Genomic DNA, 16,412 nt, shown 5'->3' on the forward strand with positions numbered 1-16,412 from the left:
CTTGCGGCACGCTAGTTGCATAATTTTTCCAAAGCAACGGCTTTGATGCGGATCAAGTTGCATCTTGGCAAAGTATGCGTTTCGGATTGACGTTTTTCGCCCCAAAATGGCCCTGTTGGTGAAAATTTACCGAAGATCGGCGAAAATCCGAAAACTTAGCTGAAACTTTTATTCAAAACGCCTAAAATAGCCGTCATCTTTTTATAACTTACCGCAAATTGACCAATGCCTAAGAGACAATTCAAAAAGAGTCAACCAAAAAACGACATTACGAAACTGCCTGACTTGGGGATGGACACAAATGGGCTAAAGGACGATTTCAAGCGTTATTACGGACATCGGTTGGGCCGTGATGAAAACTGCTGTTCGTTGCATTATGCCTACGAAGCGTTTTCATTGGCGATCAGCGACCGTTTGGTCGAGCGGTGGAAAAAAACCTATAACGCCTATAAGCAGGCCGATAGCAAGAGCGCCTACTATCTGTCGATGGAATTTCTTATGGGACGCACGCTGAGCAATGCGATGCTCAATCTGGGTGTGAACGATACGGCCAAAAGCGCTTTATACGAGTTAGGCCTGGAAATGGAGGAACTGGTCGAGAACGAACCCGACGCGGGACTCGGCAATGGCGGCCTCGGTCGTTTGGCGGCCTGCTTCATCGACAGTTGCGCAACGCTGCAACTGCCAGTCACCGGTTATGGACTGCGTTATGAATACGGCATGTTCACGCAGTTGATCGTCAGCGGCGAGCAGGTCGAAAAGCCTGACCATTGGCTGCGCAACGGCAATGTCTGGGAAATCGAACGCCTCGAATACAAGCAAAGGATCAAATTCGGCGGCCGCACCGAGGTACATATCGATGAATTCGGCAAGAAACGGGTGACATGGGTCGATACGCATGATGTACTGGCAGTACCGTTCGACACGCCGATCCCCGGTTATCAGAATGGTACGGTCAATACCTTGCGTTTATGGAAAGCGACCGCGACGGAAGAGTTCAATCTCGACGAATTCAATGCCGGCGATTATGCCGAATCGGTTGCCGCAAAGAATACCGCCGAAAACATCACGATGGTCTTGTATCCGAATGATGCGAATGAAAACGGCAAGGCCTTGCGTTTAAAGCAACAATATTTGTTGGCGTCTGCCAGTTTGCAGGATGTGATAGAAAAATGGGTCGGCCGCCACGGCAACGATTTCAGCGAGTTCGCCGCGAAAAATTGCTTTCAATTGAACGATACGCACCCGAGTATTGCGGTCGCCGAACTGATGCGGCTGCTGATCGACGAACACGGTCTCGAATGGTATGAAGCATGGCTGATTACGCGCGAGACCATGGCCTACACAAACCATACGCTGCTGCCGGAAGCGCTGGAAAGATGGTCGGTTTCATTGTTCAGGAGTTTGCTGCCGCGTTTGCTCGAAATCATATTCCAAATCAACGCGGATTTCCTCACCGAAGTATCGGCTCGCTGGCCCGGCGACGTCGACCGTCTGGCGCGCATGTCGCTGATCGAGGAAGGCCACGAGCAGCATGTGCGCATGGCTTATCTTGCGATCGTCGGCAGTTTTTCGGTGAATGGTGTTGCGGAGTTGCATTCTAAGCTGCTGCAACAAGGCCTGTTCCGTGATTTTTACGAGCTCTGGCCCGAGAAATTCAACAACAAGACGAACGGCGTTACGCCGCGCCGCTGGCTGGCATCTTGCAATCCGGAGCTGGCCGAGCTGATCACCGAAACCATCGGCGACGGTTGGCTGACCGATCTGACGCAGCTCAAGAAGCTCGAAAAATTCGCCGACGACAAGAAGTTCCAGAAGCGTTGGCAGCAAGTGCGTCTGAATGCAAAGAAGCGCCTGGTCGATTTCAAGAAAGTAGAGCATGACATCGATATCAACCTGGACGCGTTGTTCGACGTGCAGGTCAAGCGGATTCACGAGTACAAGCGCCAACTGTTGAACGTACTGCATGTGATTCATCTGTACGACCGGATCAAGCGCGGCGACACCGCCAATTGGACCAATCGCTGCGTGCTGATCGGCGGCAAGGCGGCGCCGGGCTATTTCATGGCAAAGCGGATCATCAAGCTGGTCAACAATGTGGCCGATGTCATCAACAACGATCCTGCAGTCGGCGATAAGCTGAAACTGGTGTTTTTGCCCAATTATCGGGTGTCGGCGATGGAAAAGATCTGTCCGGGCACCGATTTGTCCGAACAAATTTCAACCGCCGGCAAGGAAGCTTCCGGCACCGGCAACATGAAGTTCATGATGAACGGCTCATTGACGATCGGTACTCTCGACGGTGCGAATATCGAAATTCGCGAAGAAGTCGGCGACGAAAATTTCTTTCTGTTTGGTCTGACCGAGCAAGAAGTCGAGGCGCGGCGACACAACTACGATCCGGTCGCAATCATCGAATCCGACGAAGATCTGAAACGGGTGATGAATCTGCTCGAGTTGAAATATTTCAATTCTTTCGAACCTGAAATTTTCGACCCTATCATCGCGTCGCTGAAAAGCCCACACGATCCGTGGATGACAATTGCCGATTTTCGCAGCTTCATCGATGCGCAGCGCCGCGTCGATAAAGCTTATCAGGACAAGGAGCACTGGACACGAATGAGTATTCTGAACTGTGCCGCCAGCGGCAAATTCTCGACCGACAGAACGATTGCCGACTATAACAATGAGATCTGGAAACTGACGCCGGTTTCTGCAAAGGACTGACCGAGCCCGATGTTTCATATCGTGATGTATGAGCCGGAAATTCCCGCGAATACCGGCAACATCATTCGGCTTTGCGCCAATACCGGCGCAAAGCTGCATTTGATCGAGCCTTTGGGGTTTGAGCTGGAAGACAAGAAACTACGCCGTGCAGGACTCGATTATCATGAATGGGCCGATGTGAAGGTCTATCCGGCATTGGCCGAGTTCTTCGAAAGCGTGCGGCCAGAGCGCATTTTCGCGCTGAGTACGAAAGGAAAGGCGCTATTCAGCGAGGTCGAATTCCGATCCGGCGATGCGCTGCTGTTCGGTCCCGAGACGCGCGGCTTGCCGGCTAGCGTGCTGGCCGAGGTGGGGGCGGAGCGTTCCCTGTATCTGCCGATGCGGACGCAAAGCCGCAGTTTGAATTTGTCGAATACGGTTGCGGTGGTGTTGTATGAAGCTTGGCGGCAGCAGGGGTATTTGGGCGCCGCGCTGAAATAGAAGAAATGTCGTCTTAACCCGGCCGAGGAATAAAAAAAGCCGCTCAATTCGAAGGGATTGAGCGGCTTTTTTGGGGCCGGATTTAAGGACCGGCAGATCAGGCGGGCACAAAGGACCCGTGCTCGCCTTTTCCTGTCCGCTTTAATGCGCGGTAGTGACTTTCTTGCCTTTAGCCTGACCGATTTCACCCAGTGCCTTTTCGAACCAAGGCGCGTCGATGTCGAAAGGCTTGCCGCCCTTGATGCGCGGGAATTCGATCGCGCGCAGCACGTTGCCGTTGTCTTCGTCATGGCCGATCACGCCCGGTTCGCGGCGCATCGCGCATTCGACCGCCAGGTCGGCGCAGGATTTGATCAGGCGGATGTCTTCGGCATTTGCGGCAGCGGCGCGCGCGAAATAGCCGGATTTTTGCACCAGCGTTTTTTCCGCGCCGATCATCTGCGCGAATTGCTCGCCGAACCACTTGCCGGGATTCACAGCATCCAGCTTGATATGGCCGAACGCATCGCGCGGTACTTCCTGGCCTTTCGATTGCATTTCGGCGACGATCGCCTCGACGCCGGCACCCTCGGAAACGAAAATGTTTACGCAGTCGACCTTGTCCATCACCGCGCGCAGACGAGCCGCTTCGGCAGCCAGATCGACATCCATTTCCGGCACGAAAATGCCGTGTACTTCGTAGGTGTCGCGGCTAAGACCGAGGTCCGGGAGCCATTCGGAGCGGTCGAGCAGTTTGCGGTATTCCAAAGCGGTCGCGGCGGTCAGCCAGCCGCAGCTACGTCCCATTACTTCGTGCACGATCAGCATGCGTGGGTTGGAATTGTTTTCCGCGACCACGTTCAAGAAATAGCGCGCGCCTTGTTCGGCGGCGGTCCAGGCGCCCAAGGATTGTTTGATCGGGAACACATCGTTATCGACGGTTTTCGGCAGGCCGATCACGGTCAGGCCGTAATTGTTTTTCGCCAAAAATGCTGCCAGGTCGGCCGCGGCGGTATTGGTGTCGTCGCCGCCGATCGTGTGCAATACATCGACGCCGTCTTTAACCAGTTGGTCGGTCGCGACTTTTTGGGGGTCCTGGCCTTCCTGAACCAGACCTCGTTTTACGCAATCCTTGACGTTGGTCAGTTTGACGCGGCTGTTGCCGATCACCGAACCGCCGAACTTCTGCAGCAGGCCGGCATTGTCGCGCACCGCTTGGGTGACTTGGTAATAATCGCCGAGCAGCAAGCCTTTGTAGCCGCTGCGATAGCAGATGATTTCGATCGACGGATCGATCTCATTGTAACGCTCGATCAGGCTGCCGATCGCTGAATTTAAACAGGGGGCCAGACCGCCAGCGGTCAAAATTGCAACTTTTTTAGGTTTGTTCATGTGCTTTCTTATAATAATGATGTGATGGATAAAAATGCGCGGGCAAGACGATGCCTGTGTGTCGTCATACCCATCCGGAGCCGCACCATTCGTTGAGTCTGGCGCAGTTCGCCGGAATGAATCCTGTCGATTTTATCATATAACCGAAAAATATCCCGGCTTTATCAAAATGCCGCGAGCGGCCTGAAATTATGGGAAAATAGCAGGCAGCCATCGCTTTTCATTACCACACCGTAGGTTGTTTACATGATCGTTTTATGGACCGACGCCTTGATTTTTTTGCTGATCGTCATGACGATCAGCATGGGAGTCTATGTTCGCGGCAAGGAACATTTCAGACGGCCTCTTCGGCAAATTACCGCCAGCAAAAACGGCATGATCTCGCTGACCGTGTTGGTGTTCTTTGTATTGATAGGGCTCATCGATTCGATTCATTTCAAGGCGTCCGGCGATGACGGCAACGACGTGATCAGTGTGCTGGATTATTGGGCCGCGCCCTTGCGCCAACATGGCGAAAAAACCTATTCGGCACCGTTTGCGGCATTCGGCTACGGTAAGGAAATGGTCACGCTGGACGACGGTACCGCGCATTGGGATTATCCGCGCTTGAAATACGGCGGCGCGCATTTGAGCGATCCCGAGCGAGAGCTTACGGCCGATATTCTGAAAAAGGGATTGTACGGCCTATTTCAGGGTGCGAGTCTGTGCACGTTTTTTTGGCTCATGCTCTGGGGGATTTTTGCCGCGCAGCAACAGCGTTTCCTGAAAGGTTCGGCCCCGGGCAAAAGCGCCCTGGCGGTCGGTTTTGCGATCGTGACGATCGTTTATGCGTTGTGTTATTTGTCGGCTTATTATCACATATTGGGCACCGACAAGGTCGGTGAGGATGTATTTTATCAGACAATCAAAAGCATTCGCACCGGCCTCGTGATCGGCACGTTGACGACCCTGATCATGCTGCCGATGGCGATTTTGTTCGGTATCCTGGCAGGTTTTTTTCAGGGTTGGATCGACGATCTGATTCAGTACCTCTACACCACGTTAAACTCCATCCCCAGCGTCTTGCTGATTGCGGCCTCGATCCTGATGGTACAAGTGTACATGGCGACTCACGAGGAAGCCTTCACCAGTGTGGTCTTACGCGCCGACATGCGCTTGCTGTTTCTGTGCATGATTCTCGGCGTGACCAGTTGGACCGGTCTTTGCCGGCTATTGCGCGCCGAAACGCTGAAGCTGCGCGAGATGGAATATGTGCAGGCGGCCAGGGCTTTGGGCGTCAAGCAGGGCGCGATTCTGGCGCGGCACATACTGCCGAACGTGATGCACATTGTCTTGATCTCGGTCGTGCTCGATTTCAGCGCCTTGGTCTTGGCCGAGGCGGTGTTGTCCTACATCAACATCGGCGTCGATCCGACGACCTACAGCTGGGGCAACATGATCAACGGAGCGCGTCTGGAAATGGCCCGCGAACCGGTCGTCTGGTGGTCGTTGACCGCCGCCTTTGTGTTCATGTTCATCCTGGTTCTGGCGGCCAATCTGTTTGCGGATGTGGTGCAGGATGCTTTTGATCCGCGGAGGAGTCGTAGCGATGGCGTCTAATAAGCTCAACATCAAGAGCGACGAGCAAGACGATGAAAACGCCGCATTATCCAATTCAGATGTCCAGGGTATCATGCTCACTTCAGAAAGCGCACACAATGCTGATAAAGTTGGCTATGGAAAAGAAAAATATCAAAACTGGCATGATTAATCCGCTATTGTTTGTTCAAAACCTTAGCGTCGCCTTCAATCGCCATCAAAAGGTCGTCGACTGCATCAGCTTCACGATCTATCCTGGCGAAACCTTCGCGCTGGTCGGCGAATCGGGCTCCGGCAAGTCGATGACCGCGTTGTCGGTGCTGCGCTTGCTGCCGGATAACGCCAGCATCGAAGCCGAAGCGGTCACCCTGAACGGCGACAATCTGCTCGAACATTCGGAACTCGAATTGTGCAAGGTTCGCGGCCGCCGCATCGGGCTGATCTTTCAGGACCCGATGTCGTCGCTGAATCCGGTCATGACGATAGGCAGCCAGGTCGCGGAAGTGATCGAAAGCCATTTTTCGCTGCCCAAGGCCGCCGTGCGGGCGCGCGTGCTGGAATTGCTGCAGCAGGTCGAGATACCGCATCCGGAGCAGCGGGTCAACGATTATCCGCACCAACTCTCGGGCGGACAAAGACAGCGCGTGATGATCGCGATCGCGCTGGCGGGCAAGCCGGATTTGTTGATCGCGGACGAGCCGACCACATCATTGGACGTGACGATCCAGGCGCAAATCCTGGCGCTACTCAAAAGCATTCAACAGCACACCGGTATGGCTCTGTGGTTGATCAGCCACGATCTGGCGCTGGTTTCGACGATGGCGGACCGGGTCGCGGTGATGCAGCGGGGCAAGATCGTCGAGACCGGGGCGCTGCCGGATTTTTTTCACCAGCCGAAACATCCCTACACGCAAAAGCTGTTGCAGGCCTTGCCGTCGATGCAGAGCTGTCTTGCGCATCAGGCGCGGGAAGCGCCGCCGTTGCTGCAAGTCGTCGACTTCCGCTGTTACTATCCGATACGCAAAGGCTTGTTCAAACGCGTTGTCGATCATGTGCGCGCGGTTGACGGCGTCAGTTTTACGATTCCGCGCGGCAAAACGTTAGCCTTGGTCGGCGAGTCCGGTTGCGGCAAGACCACGCTCGGCAAGGCGTTGTTGAATCTGATTCCGGGCGGCGCCGGGCAGGTCAAGCTCGACGGCTTCGAGCTGGTGCAATTGAGTGGGGAGGCGCTGCGGCAGAAGCGCGCGGACATGCAGATCGTGTTTCAGGACCCGTTTTCGTCGATGAATCCGCGCATGCTGGTCGGCGACATCGTCGCGGAAGGCCTTCGCGCCCTGCATCCGGACATCGGCAGCGACGCCCGGAAGGAAAAGGTCAGCCAGCTGCTCGAACAGGTGGGCCTTCCGGCCGATGCGGCGCTGCGCTATCCGCATGAATTCTCGGGCGGCCAGCGCCAACGCATCTGCATCGCGCGGGCCCTGGCGGTGAACCCGAAGCTGATCGTCTGCGACGAACCGACCAGCGCGCTCGATGTTTCGGTGCAGGCGCAGATCATCGATCTGTTGAAAACTTTACAGCGCGAAAGCAATGTCAGTTATCTGTTCATCACGCACGATCTGGCGATCGTTGCCGAAATCGCCGATGAGGTCGCGGTGATGTACCAAGGCAGGATCGTTGAGCATGGCGATGTAAAGCAGGTTCTGACCGATCCGCGCCACGATTATACCCGTAAACTGCTGGCGGCGGCGCCCGTGCTAGCGAGCGCTTAAGGTACAAAACTTTGGGGGGCGACAATCTGTCAATAGAACCGGATTAGCACATCGAAAATCCCGATTGCCAATAATATTAGAGGAGAAACCAATGAAATTGATCAGCACTTTAACTTTTGGCGGCGTCTTGCTTGCCGCCGGCGCCGTCTTGGCCGCCGAGAAGCCCGCGCCGGCGCCGAACGGCATCGAATTGCCCGCCTATTACAAAAATTGGCGGGTGATCGGTGTGTCGCACCGGCAGGACAAAGAGTCATTGCGGGTGATTGTCGGCAACGACACGGCGGTCAATGCGGCAAGAGCCGGCAACACCAACCCTTGGCCTGAAGGCAGCATTCTCGGTAAGCTGGCCTGGAAGGATCAAATTCATCCGAAATGGGCGGCGGCGACCGTGCCCGGTGAATTCGTGCATGCCGAATTCATGATCAAGGATTCCGCGAAATTTGCAAAGACCGGCGGATGGGGGTTTGCGCGCTGGCTCGGGATGGAGCAGAAGCCTTATGGTACTGATGCGTCATTTGTACAGGAGTGCCTGGCCTGCCATGACCAAGTCAAAGGCAACGATTCGGTGTTTACGCATCCGGTGCCGCTGCCGTAACGGAGAAGGGTGCGCATTTATGCCCCAGAGGGTATTGGGCACCTTGTTGATTTTGTAAGGTAGGCAGTGCCTACCTTACAAAAGTCAATTAAACAGCGCCATCGCCTTTTTCAATGTGGACCAGATGCCCCAGGTCAACGGTGCGGCGACATACAGCCAAAACAGCATCACCAGTGCCAGTGGAGTGGATTTCGGTTTGTCGGAATTTTTCATCATCCGTCTCTTTGAATAAGCGAGATTAATTTAGTGTGCGTCGGACGCCGCGCTGTGTGGAAAAATGCCGTCGAGTTCATCGAATTCGTCATGGCGCATGTGGTGTTTCTCATGCACCGGCCGGATCAGGATGTTGCAGATGAAGCCGACTGCCAGGATGCACGCCATGATATACATCGTCACATTATAGGCATCCGCCTTCGCGACGCCCTGTTCGATCTGAAACTCGCGGATATAGTTGACCAGTACCGGGCCCGCGACGCCTGCTATAGACCAGGCGGTCAATAGGCGGCCATGGATGCCGCCGACATAGCGAGTGCCGAAGATGTCGGCCAAATAGGCCGGAATCGTCGAGAAACCGCCGCCGTACATGCTCATGATGATCGCATACAACAGGATGAACGGGCCGATATTGCCAAGTTTGCCCAACGTCGGCACGGCCGCATAAAGCACCGCGCCGAGCGCGAAGAAGATGATGTAGGTGTTCTTGCGGCCCAGAAAATCCGAGGCCGACGACCAAAAAAAGCGGCCTCCCATGTTGAACAGACTGAGCAAACCGACGAAGCCGGCGGCCGCGGCCGGCGTGACCGCACCCTTGAACATTTCCTGAATCATCACCGACGCCTGACCCAGAACGCCGATGCCGGCGGTCACATTCAAACATAACACCAGCCAAAGCAGATAAAACTGCGGCGTCAGCAGAGCCCGGTCGATATGCACATGATCCTTTGTGATCATCTTGTTTTCGACGGCCGGCGGCGTCCAGCCTTCGGGTTTCCAGTCGTTCGGCGGGATCCGTATCGTCAGCGCACCGATCAGCATCGACATGAAATACACGCTGCCCATCACCATGAAGGTTTCGAGCACGCCGACCGAGGTCGCCGATTTGAAATGATCCATCAGCAAAACCGCCAGTGGCGCACCGATCATCGCGCCGCCGCCGAAACCCATGATTGCCATGCCGGTCGCCATGCCGCGCCGGTCCGGAAACCATTTGATCAGCGTAGAAACCGGCGAGACATAGCCGAGACCCAGGCCGATACCGCCGATCACGCCGTAGCCGACATAGATCAGCCAGATTTGATGCAGATACACGCCGAGCGCTGCAATCCAGAAACCGCCGCCGAAACAGCAGGCCGCGACCGCCATCGTCAAGCGGGGGCCGACTTTTTCGAGCCATTTGCCGCCGAATGCTGCCGACAAGCCCAGAAACACGATCGCGAGACTGAAAGTCCAGCCCAGCGTGGTCAGTTTCCAGTCGTCGGGGGTGGATTCGGTGATGCCGATCACCTTGCTCAACGGGTCGTTGAACACGCTGAATGCATAAGCCTGGCCGATGCAGAGATGCACCGACAAAGCGGCGGGCGGCACCATCCAGCGGTTATAACCTCGGGAGGCGGTAATGCGTTGCTTGGAGAAAAAACCGGGCATGGGGTTGAGCTCTTATGTGATGGAATAGACTTGGGTGTGCGGTGCGCGGGTGGTGGCGCCGTTTCGCATCGGTGGGCGCGGCAGTCTTAAAAACCAAGTAAAGTGCTATTTTACTCCGAGGCGAGGGCGTAATCTACTGTGGTGGGTATCGTGGCTGCGCCTCGCCGAATACCGCTAAGCAGCATCTTGCGAGCAAAACGCCGATGCTGTCATAATTCTGTCATATACAATGGCTAACCTATGCGGGACAAATTCCAACGAATCCATCTACCTATCTATTTTTCGAGAGTTGATATGAAATTATCGTTTAAAAAAACATCGCTGGCTTTGGCTCTGGGTGCTATGTCATTCGCACCCCTGAGCAGCGAAGCGGCCGCGAAATTGGTGGTTGATCCGAGTCTTTCCGCCTATCAGACCGCCAGCGGGATTTCAGGCAACCTGTCTAGCGTCGGTTCCGATACTTTGGCCAATCTGATGACTTTGTGGGCCGAGACTTTCAACCGTTTTTATCCGAATGTAAATATTCAGATCCAGGCCGCCGGTTCTTCGACCGCGCCGCCGGCTTTGACTGAAGGCACCTCGAATCTGGGTCCGATGAGCCGGGAAATGAAAGACGACGAAATCGAGGCTTTCGAAGATAAATACGGCTACAAGCCGACCGCGATTCCGGTCGCCGTCGACGCGCTGGCGGTAATGGTGAACAAGGACAATCCGATCAAGGGTCTGTCGATGGATCAGGTTGACGCAATCTTTTCATCAACGCTGAAATGCGGCGGCAGCAAAGAGATCGAAACTTGGGGTGACGCGGGTGTTCCGGCCTGGGGTTCGAAAAGCATCCAATTGTATGGCCGTAACTCGGTTTCCGGCACCTATGGCTACTTCAAAGAGCACGCGCTTTGTAAGGGCGACTTCAAGAGCAATGTAAACGAACAGCCGGGGTCCGCGTCGGTCGTGCAATCGGTCACTTCTTCGACCAACGGTATCGGCTACTCAGGCATGGGTTATTCGACCTCCGGCATCAGAATGGTGCCTTTGGCCAAAAAAGGCAGCAAAGCTTATGTCGAAGCGACTCCTGAAAATGCGCTGAACGGTACTTATCCGTTGACCCGCTACTTGTTCGTCTATGTGAACAAGAAACCTAATCAGCCATTGCCGCCGCTTGAAAATGAATTCATGAAAATGGTGTTATCGAAGGAAGGTCAGGAAGTCGTGATCAAGGACGGTTACATTCCGCTGCCTGCACAAGTAGTCGAAAAGTATTTGAAGGCACTCAAATAACTGGAACTTCGCAGCATTTCCTCCCAAATCCGGGATAAGGAAATGAGCTAGTGAAGTACCGGCAATGTGTGTCGGCATCTCCAGCCCTGATCACAACGGTTCGATCGGACGGCCAAGATTTATTCAATGAATCTTGGCCGTTTTTTTTCGATGTTGTTATATCATTGTCACTTTTAAAAGCTAGCATCTTAGCATGTCTGAAATAAACAACCTTAGAAACGCACCGGGTTCTATTCAACAGTCGGCTGCCGGTTATTATCAGCGCTGGCGTTTAATCAAGGATACATTGGCGCGCTATGGCGTCATTATCGGAGGGCTCGGAATTCTTGTCGCGATCATTCTGATTTTCTTCTATCTACTCTATGTAGTCTATCCACTGTTTATCGAAGCCTCGGCGACGCGGGTAAGCCAGTATGCGACGCCGGAACAGTCGCTGGGTAAAACGCTGTTTATCGAAATCGAGGAACAGAATGAGCTTGCGGCTCGTTTCACCGACACTGGTCAGGTGGTGTTTTTCGAAGCGGCCACCGGCAAAACCGTGCTGACCCAGGCTATCGCAGTGCCCGAAGGCGTCTCGATTACCAGTTTTGCGCCGGGCACCCCGGCGGATGCGGGCGTCTTTATTTACGGACTCTCGAATGGCGGTGCGGTCGTGGTCAAGGATCAATATAAGGTGACCTACGAGCGCGATGTCCGCAAGATAGCGCCTGCGCTCAACTATCCTCTCGGCGAGGCGCCGTTGATGATCGGCGAGGCGGGAATGCCTCTCGACAAGGTTGCGGTCAAATGGGAAGACGGTGCGACGGTCATCACCGCGAAAACCGGCGGCAAGATTCATTTAGCCAATTTTGAAAAGGAGCAGTCGCTGTTCGCGGAAGAGGCTGCGTTGCAACGTACCGATGCGGTGCTGGATATTCAGGCGGAAGACATCACCGAAATGTTGATCGACAAGGGCGGCGAGAATCTGTTTCTGGCAGGAGGCGATGGCAGTATCAGTTTTTTCAATATCGCCGATAAAAGCGCGCCGCTGCTCAGGCAACGCCAAAACGTGGTCGAAGCCGGCCTCAAAATTACCAGTCTAGCGTTTTTGAACGGCGATTTGTCGCTGATGGTCGGCGATTCCTCGGGGCAAGTTGCACAGTGGAGCAAAGGCAAGGATGAATTGAATAATGTGGTGCTGAAGAAAATCAGGCTGTTCAAGGTTTCCGATAAGCCGGTCGTCGCGATCGAATCCGAGCAGCGGCGCAAGGGTTTCTTGACCTTTGATGCCGGCGGTAACATGGGCATCTTCAGTTCGACCGCGGAAAGACGTTTGCTTCAGGAAAATTTTGCGGTGAAGCCGGTAGCGGCCGCTTTGTCGCCGCGGGCAAACACGTTTTTGATGCAGTCTGGCGATGGGCAAATACATTTTTGGAAGGTCAGCAACGAACATCCCGAAGTCTCTCTTGGATCGATTTGGGGAAAAGTCTGGTACGAAAGCTACCAAAAGCCAGACTATATCTGGCAGTCATCTTCGGCTGCGAATGATTTCGAGCCGAAATACAGTCTGACGCCGCTGGTTTTCGGTACGTTGAAGGCGGCGTTTTATGCGATGCTGGTTGCGATGCCGTTGTCTTTGTTGGGCGCGATTTACACCGCTTATTTCATGGCCCCCTCCATGCGCCAATTGGTCAAGCCGACCATCGAACTGATGGGCGCTTTGCCGTCGGTCATTCTGGGTTTTCTGGCGGGCTTGTGGCTCGCGCCTTTCATCGAAAAACATTTGGCCGGCATCTTTTCGACGCTGATTCTGCTGCCGGTCGGGGTGTTTTTGTTCGGGTTGGTCTGGCAATTCACCCCGAAGGCGATCCGGCATAAGATTCCCGATGGTTGGGAAGGCGCGTTATTGATTCCGGTGCTGCTATTTACCGGCTGGTTTTCGTTTTGGGTCAGCGTGCCGCTAGAGTCGGCCTTATTTGGCGGATCCTTGCGCGAGTGGTTCAGTCGCGAATGGGGCATCGGTTACGACCAGCGCAATGCGCTGGTCGTCGGCGTCGCGATGGGGTTTGCGGTGGTGCCGACCATTTTCTCGATTGCCGAAGATGCTGTTTTCAGCGTACCGAAGCATTTGACGGTCGGTTCTTTGGCCTTGGGAGCGACGTCTTGGCAGACGGTGACTAAGGTGGTGCTGTTGACAGCGAGTCCGGGGATTTTTTCGGCGGTGATGATCGGCCTCGGCCGGGCGATCGGCGAGACGATGATCGTGTTAATGGCGACCGGCAATACGCCGGTAATGGATTTCAGCGTGTTTCAGGGGCTTCGAACGCTGGCCGCGAACATCGCTGTTGAAATGCCGGAAGCGGAAGTCGACAGCACGCACTATCGGGTGTTATTTCTGGCGGCGCTGGTATTGTTCATGTTCACTTTCATTTTTAATACGCTGGCCGAAATCATCCGTCAGCGTTTACGCGAAAGATACAGTTCGTTATGATCAAATTATGGTTTAAAAGCGGCAGCCCGTGGATATGGTTTACGGCTTCGGCGGTCAGCGCCTGCCTGATCATGGTGTTGGGTGTATTGGGATTGATCATGGCGCGCGGCATCGGCCACTTCTGGCCGAGCGAACTAATACAGTTCAGCTATCAGGAAGACAGCGGCCAAGTGCGCGACATTGTCGGCGAATTGATCGATACCAGCATCACGCCGGCGGCAATGGCGAAAGCGACCGGCTTTAAGATGAGCGCCGACGAGGACGTGCTGGTTCAATATCAGGTCAAAACCGGCAACCGTGACGTCAGCGGCGCGGACTTTCGCTGGATACAGGAACGCCGGGTCAAGCAGCAGAGCAATCCGTCCGAGTTGATCGCGGTCGAACGCCGCGAATGGGGCAATTTTTACGGACGCCTGGTCGCGGTCAAGGACGGCGGCAAGGTGATTGCCGAAGGTCCGGATGCAATGCCGGTCTTGCAGGAACGGCTGAAGGCAGCGCTGAGCCTTTACGAGCAGATCTCTCATCTCGAAAAAAAGCAGATCGGCGCGGTCAACTACGGTCTGGAAAGGCTGCGGCTCGAGCAGCGCAGGCTGGAACTCGAAAAACGCTGGGATGCGGAGGCGCAAAAGCGCATCGCCGCCGAAAAAGCGGCTTTAGATGGCGAATATAAGAAATTCCAGGGGCAATTGGTCGCGTTGTATCAGGACATCCGCAAGGGCAGTTTTGTTGCGGCGGCCGATGACGGCAGCGAGCACGAGATTGCGCTGGCCAAGGTGGTCAGGGTTTACGAGCCGAACAAGATGAGCGTATTCGGCAAAATCGGCCATTACCTGAACAAATTCGTCGAGTTTCTGACCGACGACCCGCGCGAGGCGAATACCGAAGGCGGCATTTTCCCGGCGATTTACGGCACCATTCTTATGGTGGTTATCATGTCGATTATCGTGACGCCGTTCGGTGTGATCGCTGCAGTTTACCTCCGCGAATATGCGAAACAGGGCTTCATGACCCGGCTGATCCGGATCGCGGTGAACAATCTGGCCGGGGTGCCGTCGGTGGTTTACGGGGTGTTCGGACTGGGGTTTTTTGTCTACATTCTGGGCGGCAAAATCGATCGTCTGTTTTATCCGGAAGCCGCTCCCTCGCCGGTGTTCGGCACGCCGGGCCTGATGTGGGCTTCGATCACGCTGGCGTTATTGACGCTGCCGGTCGTGATCGTGTCAACCGAAGAAGGCTTGGCGCGGATTCCGAAATCGATTCGCGAAGGCAGCCTGGCGCTCGGCGCGACCAAATTTGAAACGCTTTGGCGTACGGTGCTGCCGATGGCAAGCCCGGCAATGATGACCGGTTTGATTCTGGCGGTTGCCCGGGCGGCCGGCGAGGTGGCGCCGTTGATGCTGGTCGGCGTGGTCAAACTGGCGCCTTCGCTGCCTCTAGACGGCAACTTCCCGTTTTTGCATCTGGAAAGAAAATTCATGCACCTCGGCTTCCATATCTATGACGTCGGCTTCCAAAGCCCGAATGTCGAGGCGGCAAGGCCCTTGGTTTATGCGACATCGTTGTTGTTGGTCGTGGTGATTATCGGACTCAATTTGTCCGCGATCCTGATCCGCAATCATCTAAGGGAAAAATATAGAGCTCTTGAAGGTTAATCATTATGACAACACAGCAAGCACGCACCCATGCGATCGACATGAAATCGATTCTGCGCGGTCCAAGGGATCAGGAAGAGAATTCCGAAGTCTGCATCAAGGTCGAAAATCTGAACCTGTTTTATGGAGAGAAACAGGCCTTGCACAACATCAACATGGATATTCCGAAGCAAAAGGTGACCGCCTACATCGGACCGAGCGGTTGCGGAAAGTCGACGCTGTTGCGCTGCATCAACCGCATGAACGATCTGGTTGACAGCGCGCGCATCGAAGGCCGGATATTGCTGGATGAAGAGAACATCTATGACAAATCGGTCAATGTCGCGTCGCTGCGCCGGCGCGTCGGTATGGTGTTCCAGAAACCGAATCCGTTTCCGAAAACGATTTTCGAGAATGTTGCTTACGGCCTCCGGATCCAGGGCATCAACGACAAAAGAACGCTCGAGGAAACAGTCGAAAAGGCGCTGCGCGGCGCGGCGCTGTGGGATGAAATGAAAGACCGTCTGAACGACAATGCGCTCGGCATGTCCGGCGGTCAGCAGCAGCGTCTGGTGATCGCGCGCGCGATTGCGATCGAGCCGGAAGTGTTATTGCTCGACGAACCGGCTTCGGCGCTGGATCCGATCTCGACTCTAAAAATCGAGGAACTGATCAACGAACTCAAAGAGCATTATACTATCGTTATCGTGACGCACAACATGCAGCAGGCGGCGCGCGTGTCCGATTACACCGCCTTCATGTATATGGGCGAACTGATCGAAATGGGTACCACCAGCGAACTGTTCACGAACCCCAGAAAGAAACAGACAGAAGATTACATCACCGGCCGTTACGGTTAAAGGAGTCGA

Annotated in this window: 13 protein-coding genes; 10 read left to right on the forward strand and 3 right to left on the reverse strand. The window is 54.7% G+C overall.

Annotated elements, in window-relative coordinates:
• Window positions 1–225: 225 nt before the first annotated feature.
• Together U2W12_RS17550 and trmL are read left to right on the forward strand one after the other, a co-directional pair.
• Window positions 226–2,727, forward strand: a complete 2,502-nt coding sequence (locus U2W12_RS17550; RefSeq protein WP_326501988.1) for a glycogen/starch/alpha-glucan phosphorylase — start codon at window positions 226–228, stop codon at window positions 2,725–2,727.
• Between the two features lie 9 nt (window positions 2,728–2,736).
• Entirely contained in the window at window positions 2,737–3,207 is a 471-nt protein-coding gene (gene trmL / locus U2W12_RS17555) for a tRNA (uridine(34)/cytosine(34)/5-carboxymethylaminomethyluridine(34)-2'-O)-methyltransferase TrmL (protein WP_326501989.1), read from the forward strand.
• 141 nt (window positions 3,208–3,348) lie between these two features.
• Here trmL and U2W12_RS17560 read toward each other — a convergent pair whose 3' ends face one another.
• Window positions 3,349–4,578 carry a pyrophosphate--fructose-6-phosphate 1-phosphotransferase gene (locus U2W12_RS17560; protein ID WP_326501990.1) on the reverse strand — a complete coding sequence of 410 codons (1,230 nt, stop codon included), beginning with the start codon at window positions 4,576–4,578 and terminating at the stop codon, window positions 3,349–3,351.
• 246 nt (window positions 4,579–4,824) lie between these two features.
• On the opposite strand from U2W12_RS17560, the gene U2W12_RS17565 reads away from it, so the two are divergent.
• From U2W12_RS17565 to U2W12_RS17580, 4 genes are all read left to right on the forward strand, one after another.
• A complete protein-coding gene (locus U2W12_RS17565) occupies window positions 4,825–6,177 on the forward strand; it encodes an ABC transporter permease (RefSeq protein ID WP_326501991.1) in 1,353 nt (450 codons plus the stop codon).
• Window positions 6,167–6,328 (forward strand): hypothetical protein, encoded by a 162-nt coding sequence (locus U2W12_RS17570; RefSeq protein WP_326501992.1) that lies wholly within the window; start codon window positions 6,167–6,169, stop codon window positions 6,326–6,328. The genes U2W12_RS17565 and U2W12_RS17570 overlap by 11 nt, the downstream gene beginning before the upstream one ends.
• Entirely contained in the window at window positions 6,321–7,925 is a 1,605-nt protein-coding gene (locus U2W12_RS17575; RefSeq protein WP_326501993.1) for a dipeptide ABC transporter ATP-binding protein, read from the forward strand. Before U2W12_RS17570 ends, U2W12_RS17575 begins: the two co-directional genes overlap by 8 nt.
• Window positions 7,926–8,016: 91 nt before the next feature.
• Window positions 8,017–8,520: a cytochrome P460 family protein gene (locus U2W12_RS17580; protein ID WP_326501994.1), complete on the forward strand. Its 504-nt coding sequence runs from the start codon at window positions 8,017–8,019 to the stop codon at window positions 8,518–8,520.
• Window positions 8,521–8,604: 84 nt separating this feature from the next.
• Here the strand turns inward: U2W12_RS17580 and U2W12_RS17585 are convergent, their stop codons facing one another.
• Together U2W12_RS17585 and U2W12_RS17590 are read right to left on the reverse strand one after the other, a co-directional pair.
• A complete protein-coding gene (locus tag U2W12_RS17585; RefSeq protein WP_326501995.1) occupies window positions 8,605–8,733 on the reverse strand; it encodes a hypothetical protein in 129 nt (42 codons plus the stop codon).
• A 30-nt stretch (window positions 8,734–8,763) separates the two neighbouring features.
• Entirely contained in the window at window positions 8,764–10,164 is a 1,401-nt protein-coding gene (locus U2W12_RS17590) for an OFA family MFS transporter (RefSeq protein ID WP_326501996.1), read from the reverse strand.
• A gap of 294 nt (window positions 10,165–10,458) precedes the next feature.
• On the opposite strand from U2W12_RS17590, the gene U2W12_RS17595 reads away from it, so the two are divergent.
• From U2W12_RS17595 to pstB, 4 genes are all read left to right on the forward strand, one after another.
• On the forward strand, window positions 10,459–11,442 hold the full coding sequence (locus U2W12_RS17595; RefSeq protein WP_326501997.1) for a phosphate ABC transporter substrate-binding protein PstS family protein: 984 nt from the start codon (window positions 10,459–10,461) through the stop codon (window positions 11,440–11,442).
• Window positions 11,443–11,635: 193 nt separating this feature from the next.
• Complete coding sequence (locus U2W12_RS17600) at window positions 11,636–13,912, forward strand: ABC transporter permease subunit (protein WP_326501998.1); 2,277 nt, start codon at window positions 11,636–11,638, stop codon at window positions 13,910–13,912.
• On the forward strand, window positions 13,909–15,564 hold the full coding sequence (gene pstA / locus U2W12_RS17605) for a phosphate ABC transporter permease PstA (RefSeq protein WP_326501999.1): 1,656 nt from the start codon (window positions 13,909–13,911) through the stop codon (window positions 15,562–15,564). The genes U2W12_RS17600 and pstA overlap by 4 nt, the downstream gene beginning before the upstream one ends.
• Before the next feature lie 5 nt (window positions 15,565–15,569).
• Window positions 15,570–16,403, forward strand: a complete 834-nt coding sequence (gene pstB / locus U2W12_RS17610; RefSeq protein WP_326502000.1) for a phosphate ABC transporter ATP-binding protein PstB — start codon at window positions 15,570–15,572, stop codon at window positions 16,401–16,403.
• Window positions 16,404–16,412 lie beyond the last annotated feature (9 nt).

The organism is Methylomicrobium sp. Wu6, from assembly GCF_035916875.1.
In the GTDB taxonomy this organism is placed as follows: Bacteria; Pseudomonadota; Gammaproteobacteria; order Methylococcales; family Methylomonadaceae; genus Methylomicrobium.

What these genes read in the sequence shown, in the direction of transcription:
- U2W12_RS17550 (WP_326501988.1), top strand. Translation starts at nt 226, where the DNA reads ATGCCTAAGAGACAATTCAAAAAGAGTCAACCAAAAAACGACATTACG.
- trmL (WP_326501989.1), top strand. Translation starts at nt 2,737, where the DNA reads ATGTTTCATATCGTGATGTATGAGCCGGAAATTCCCGCGAATACCGGC.
- U2W12_RS17560 (WP_326501990.1), bottom strand. Translation starts at nt 4,578, where the DNA reads ATGAACAAACCTAAAAAAGTTGCAATTTTGACCGCTGGCGGTCTGGCC.
- U2W12_RS17565 (WP_326501991.1), top strand. Translation starts at nt 4,825, where the DNA reads ATGATCGTTTTATGGACCGACGCCTTGATTTTTTTGCTGATCGTCATG.
- U2W12_RS17570 (WP_326501992.1), top strand. Translation starts at nt 6,167, where the DNA reads ATGGCGTCTAATAAGCTCAACATCAAGAGCGACGAGCAAGACGATGAA.
- U2W12_RS17575 (WP_326501993.1), top strand. Translation starts at nt 6,321, where the DNA reads ATGATTAATCCGCTATTGTTTGTTCAAAACCTTAGCGTCGCCTTCAAT.
- U2W12_RS17580 (WP_326501994.1), top strand. Translation starts at nt 8,017, where the DNA reads ATGAAATTGATCAGCACTTTAACTTTTGGCGGCGTCTTGCTTGCCGCC.
- U2W12_RS17585 (WP_326501995.1), bottom strand. Translation starts at nt 8,733, where the DNA reads ATGAAAAATTCCGACAAACCGAAATCCACTCCACTGGCACTGGTGATG.
- U2W12_RS17590 (WP_326501996.1), bottom strand. Translation starts at nt 10,164, where the DNA reads ATGCCCGGTTTTTTCTCCAAGCAACGCATTACCGCCTCCCGAGGTTAT.
- U2W12_RS17595 (WP_326501997.1), top strand. Translation starts at nt 10,459, where the DNA reads ATGAAATTATCGTTTAAAAAAACATCGCTGGCTTTGGCTCTGGGTGCT.
- U2W12_RS17600 (WP_326501998.1), top strand. Translation starts at nt 11,636, where the DNA reads ATGTCTGAAATAAACAACCTTAGAAACGCACCGGGTTCTATTCAACAG.
- pstA (WP_326501999.1), top strand. Translation starts at nt 13,909, where the DNA reads ATGATCAAATTATGGTTTAAAAGCGGCAGCCCGTGGATATGGTTTACG.
- pstB (WP_326502000.1), top strand. Translation starts at nt 15,570, where the DNA reads ATGACAACACAGCAAGCACGCACCCATGCGATCGACATGAAATCGATT.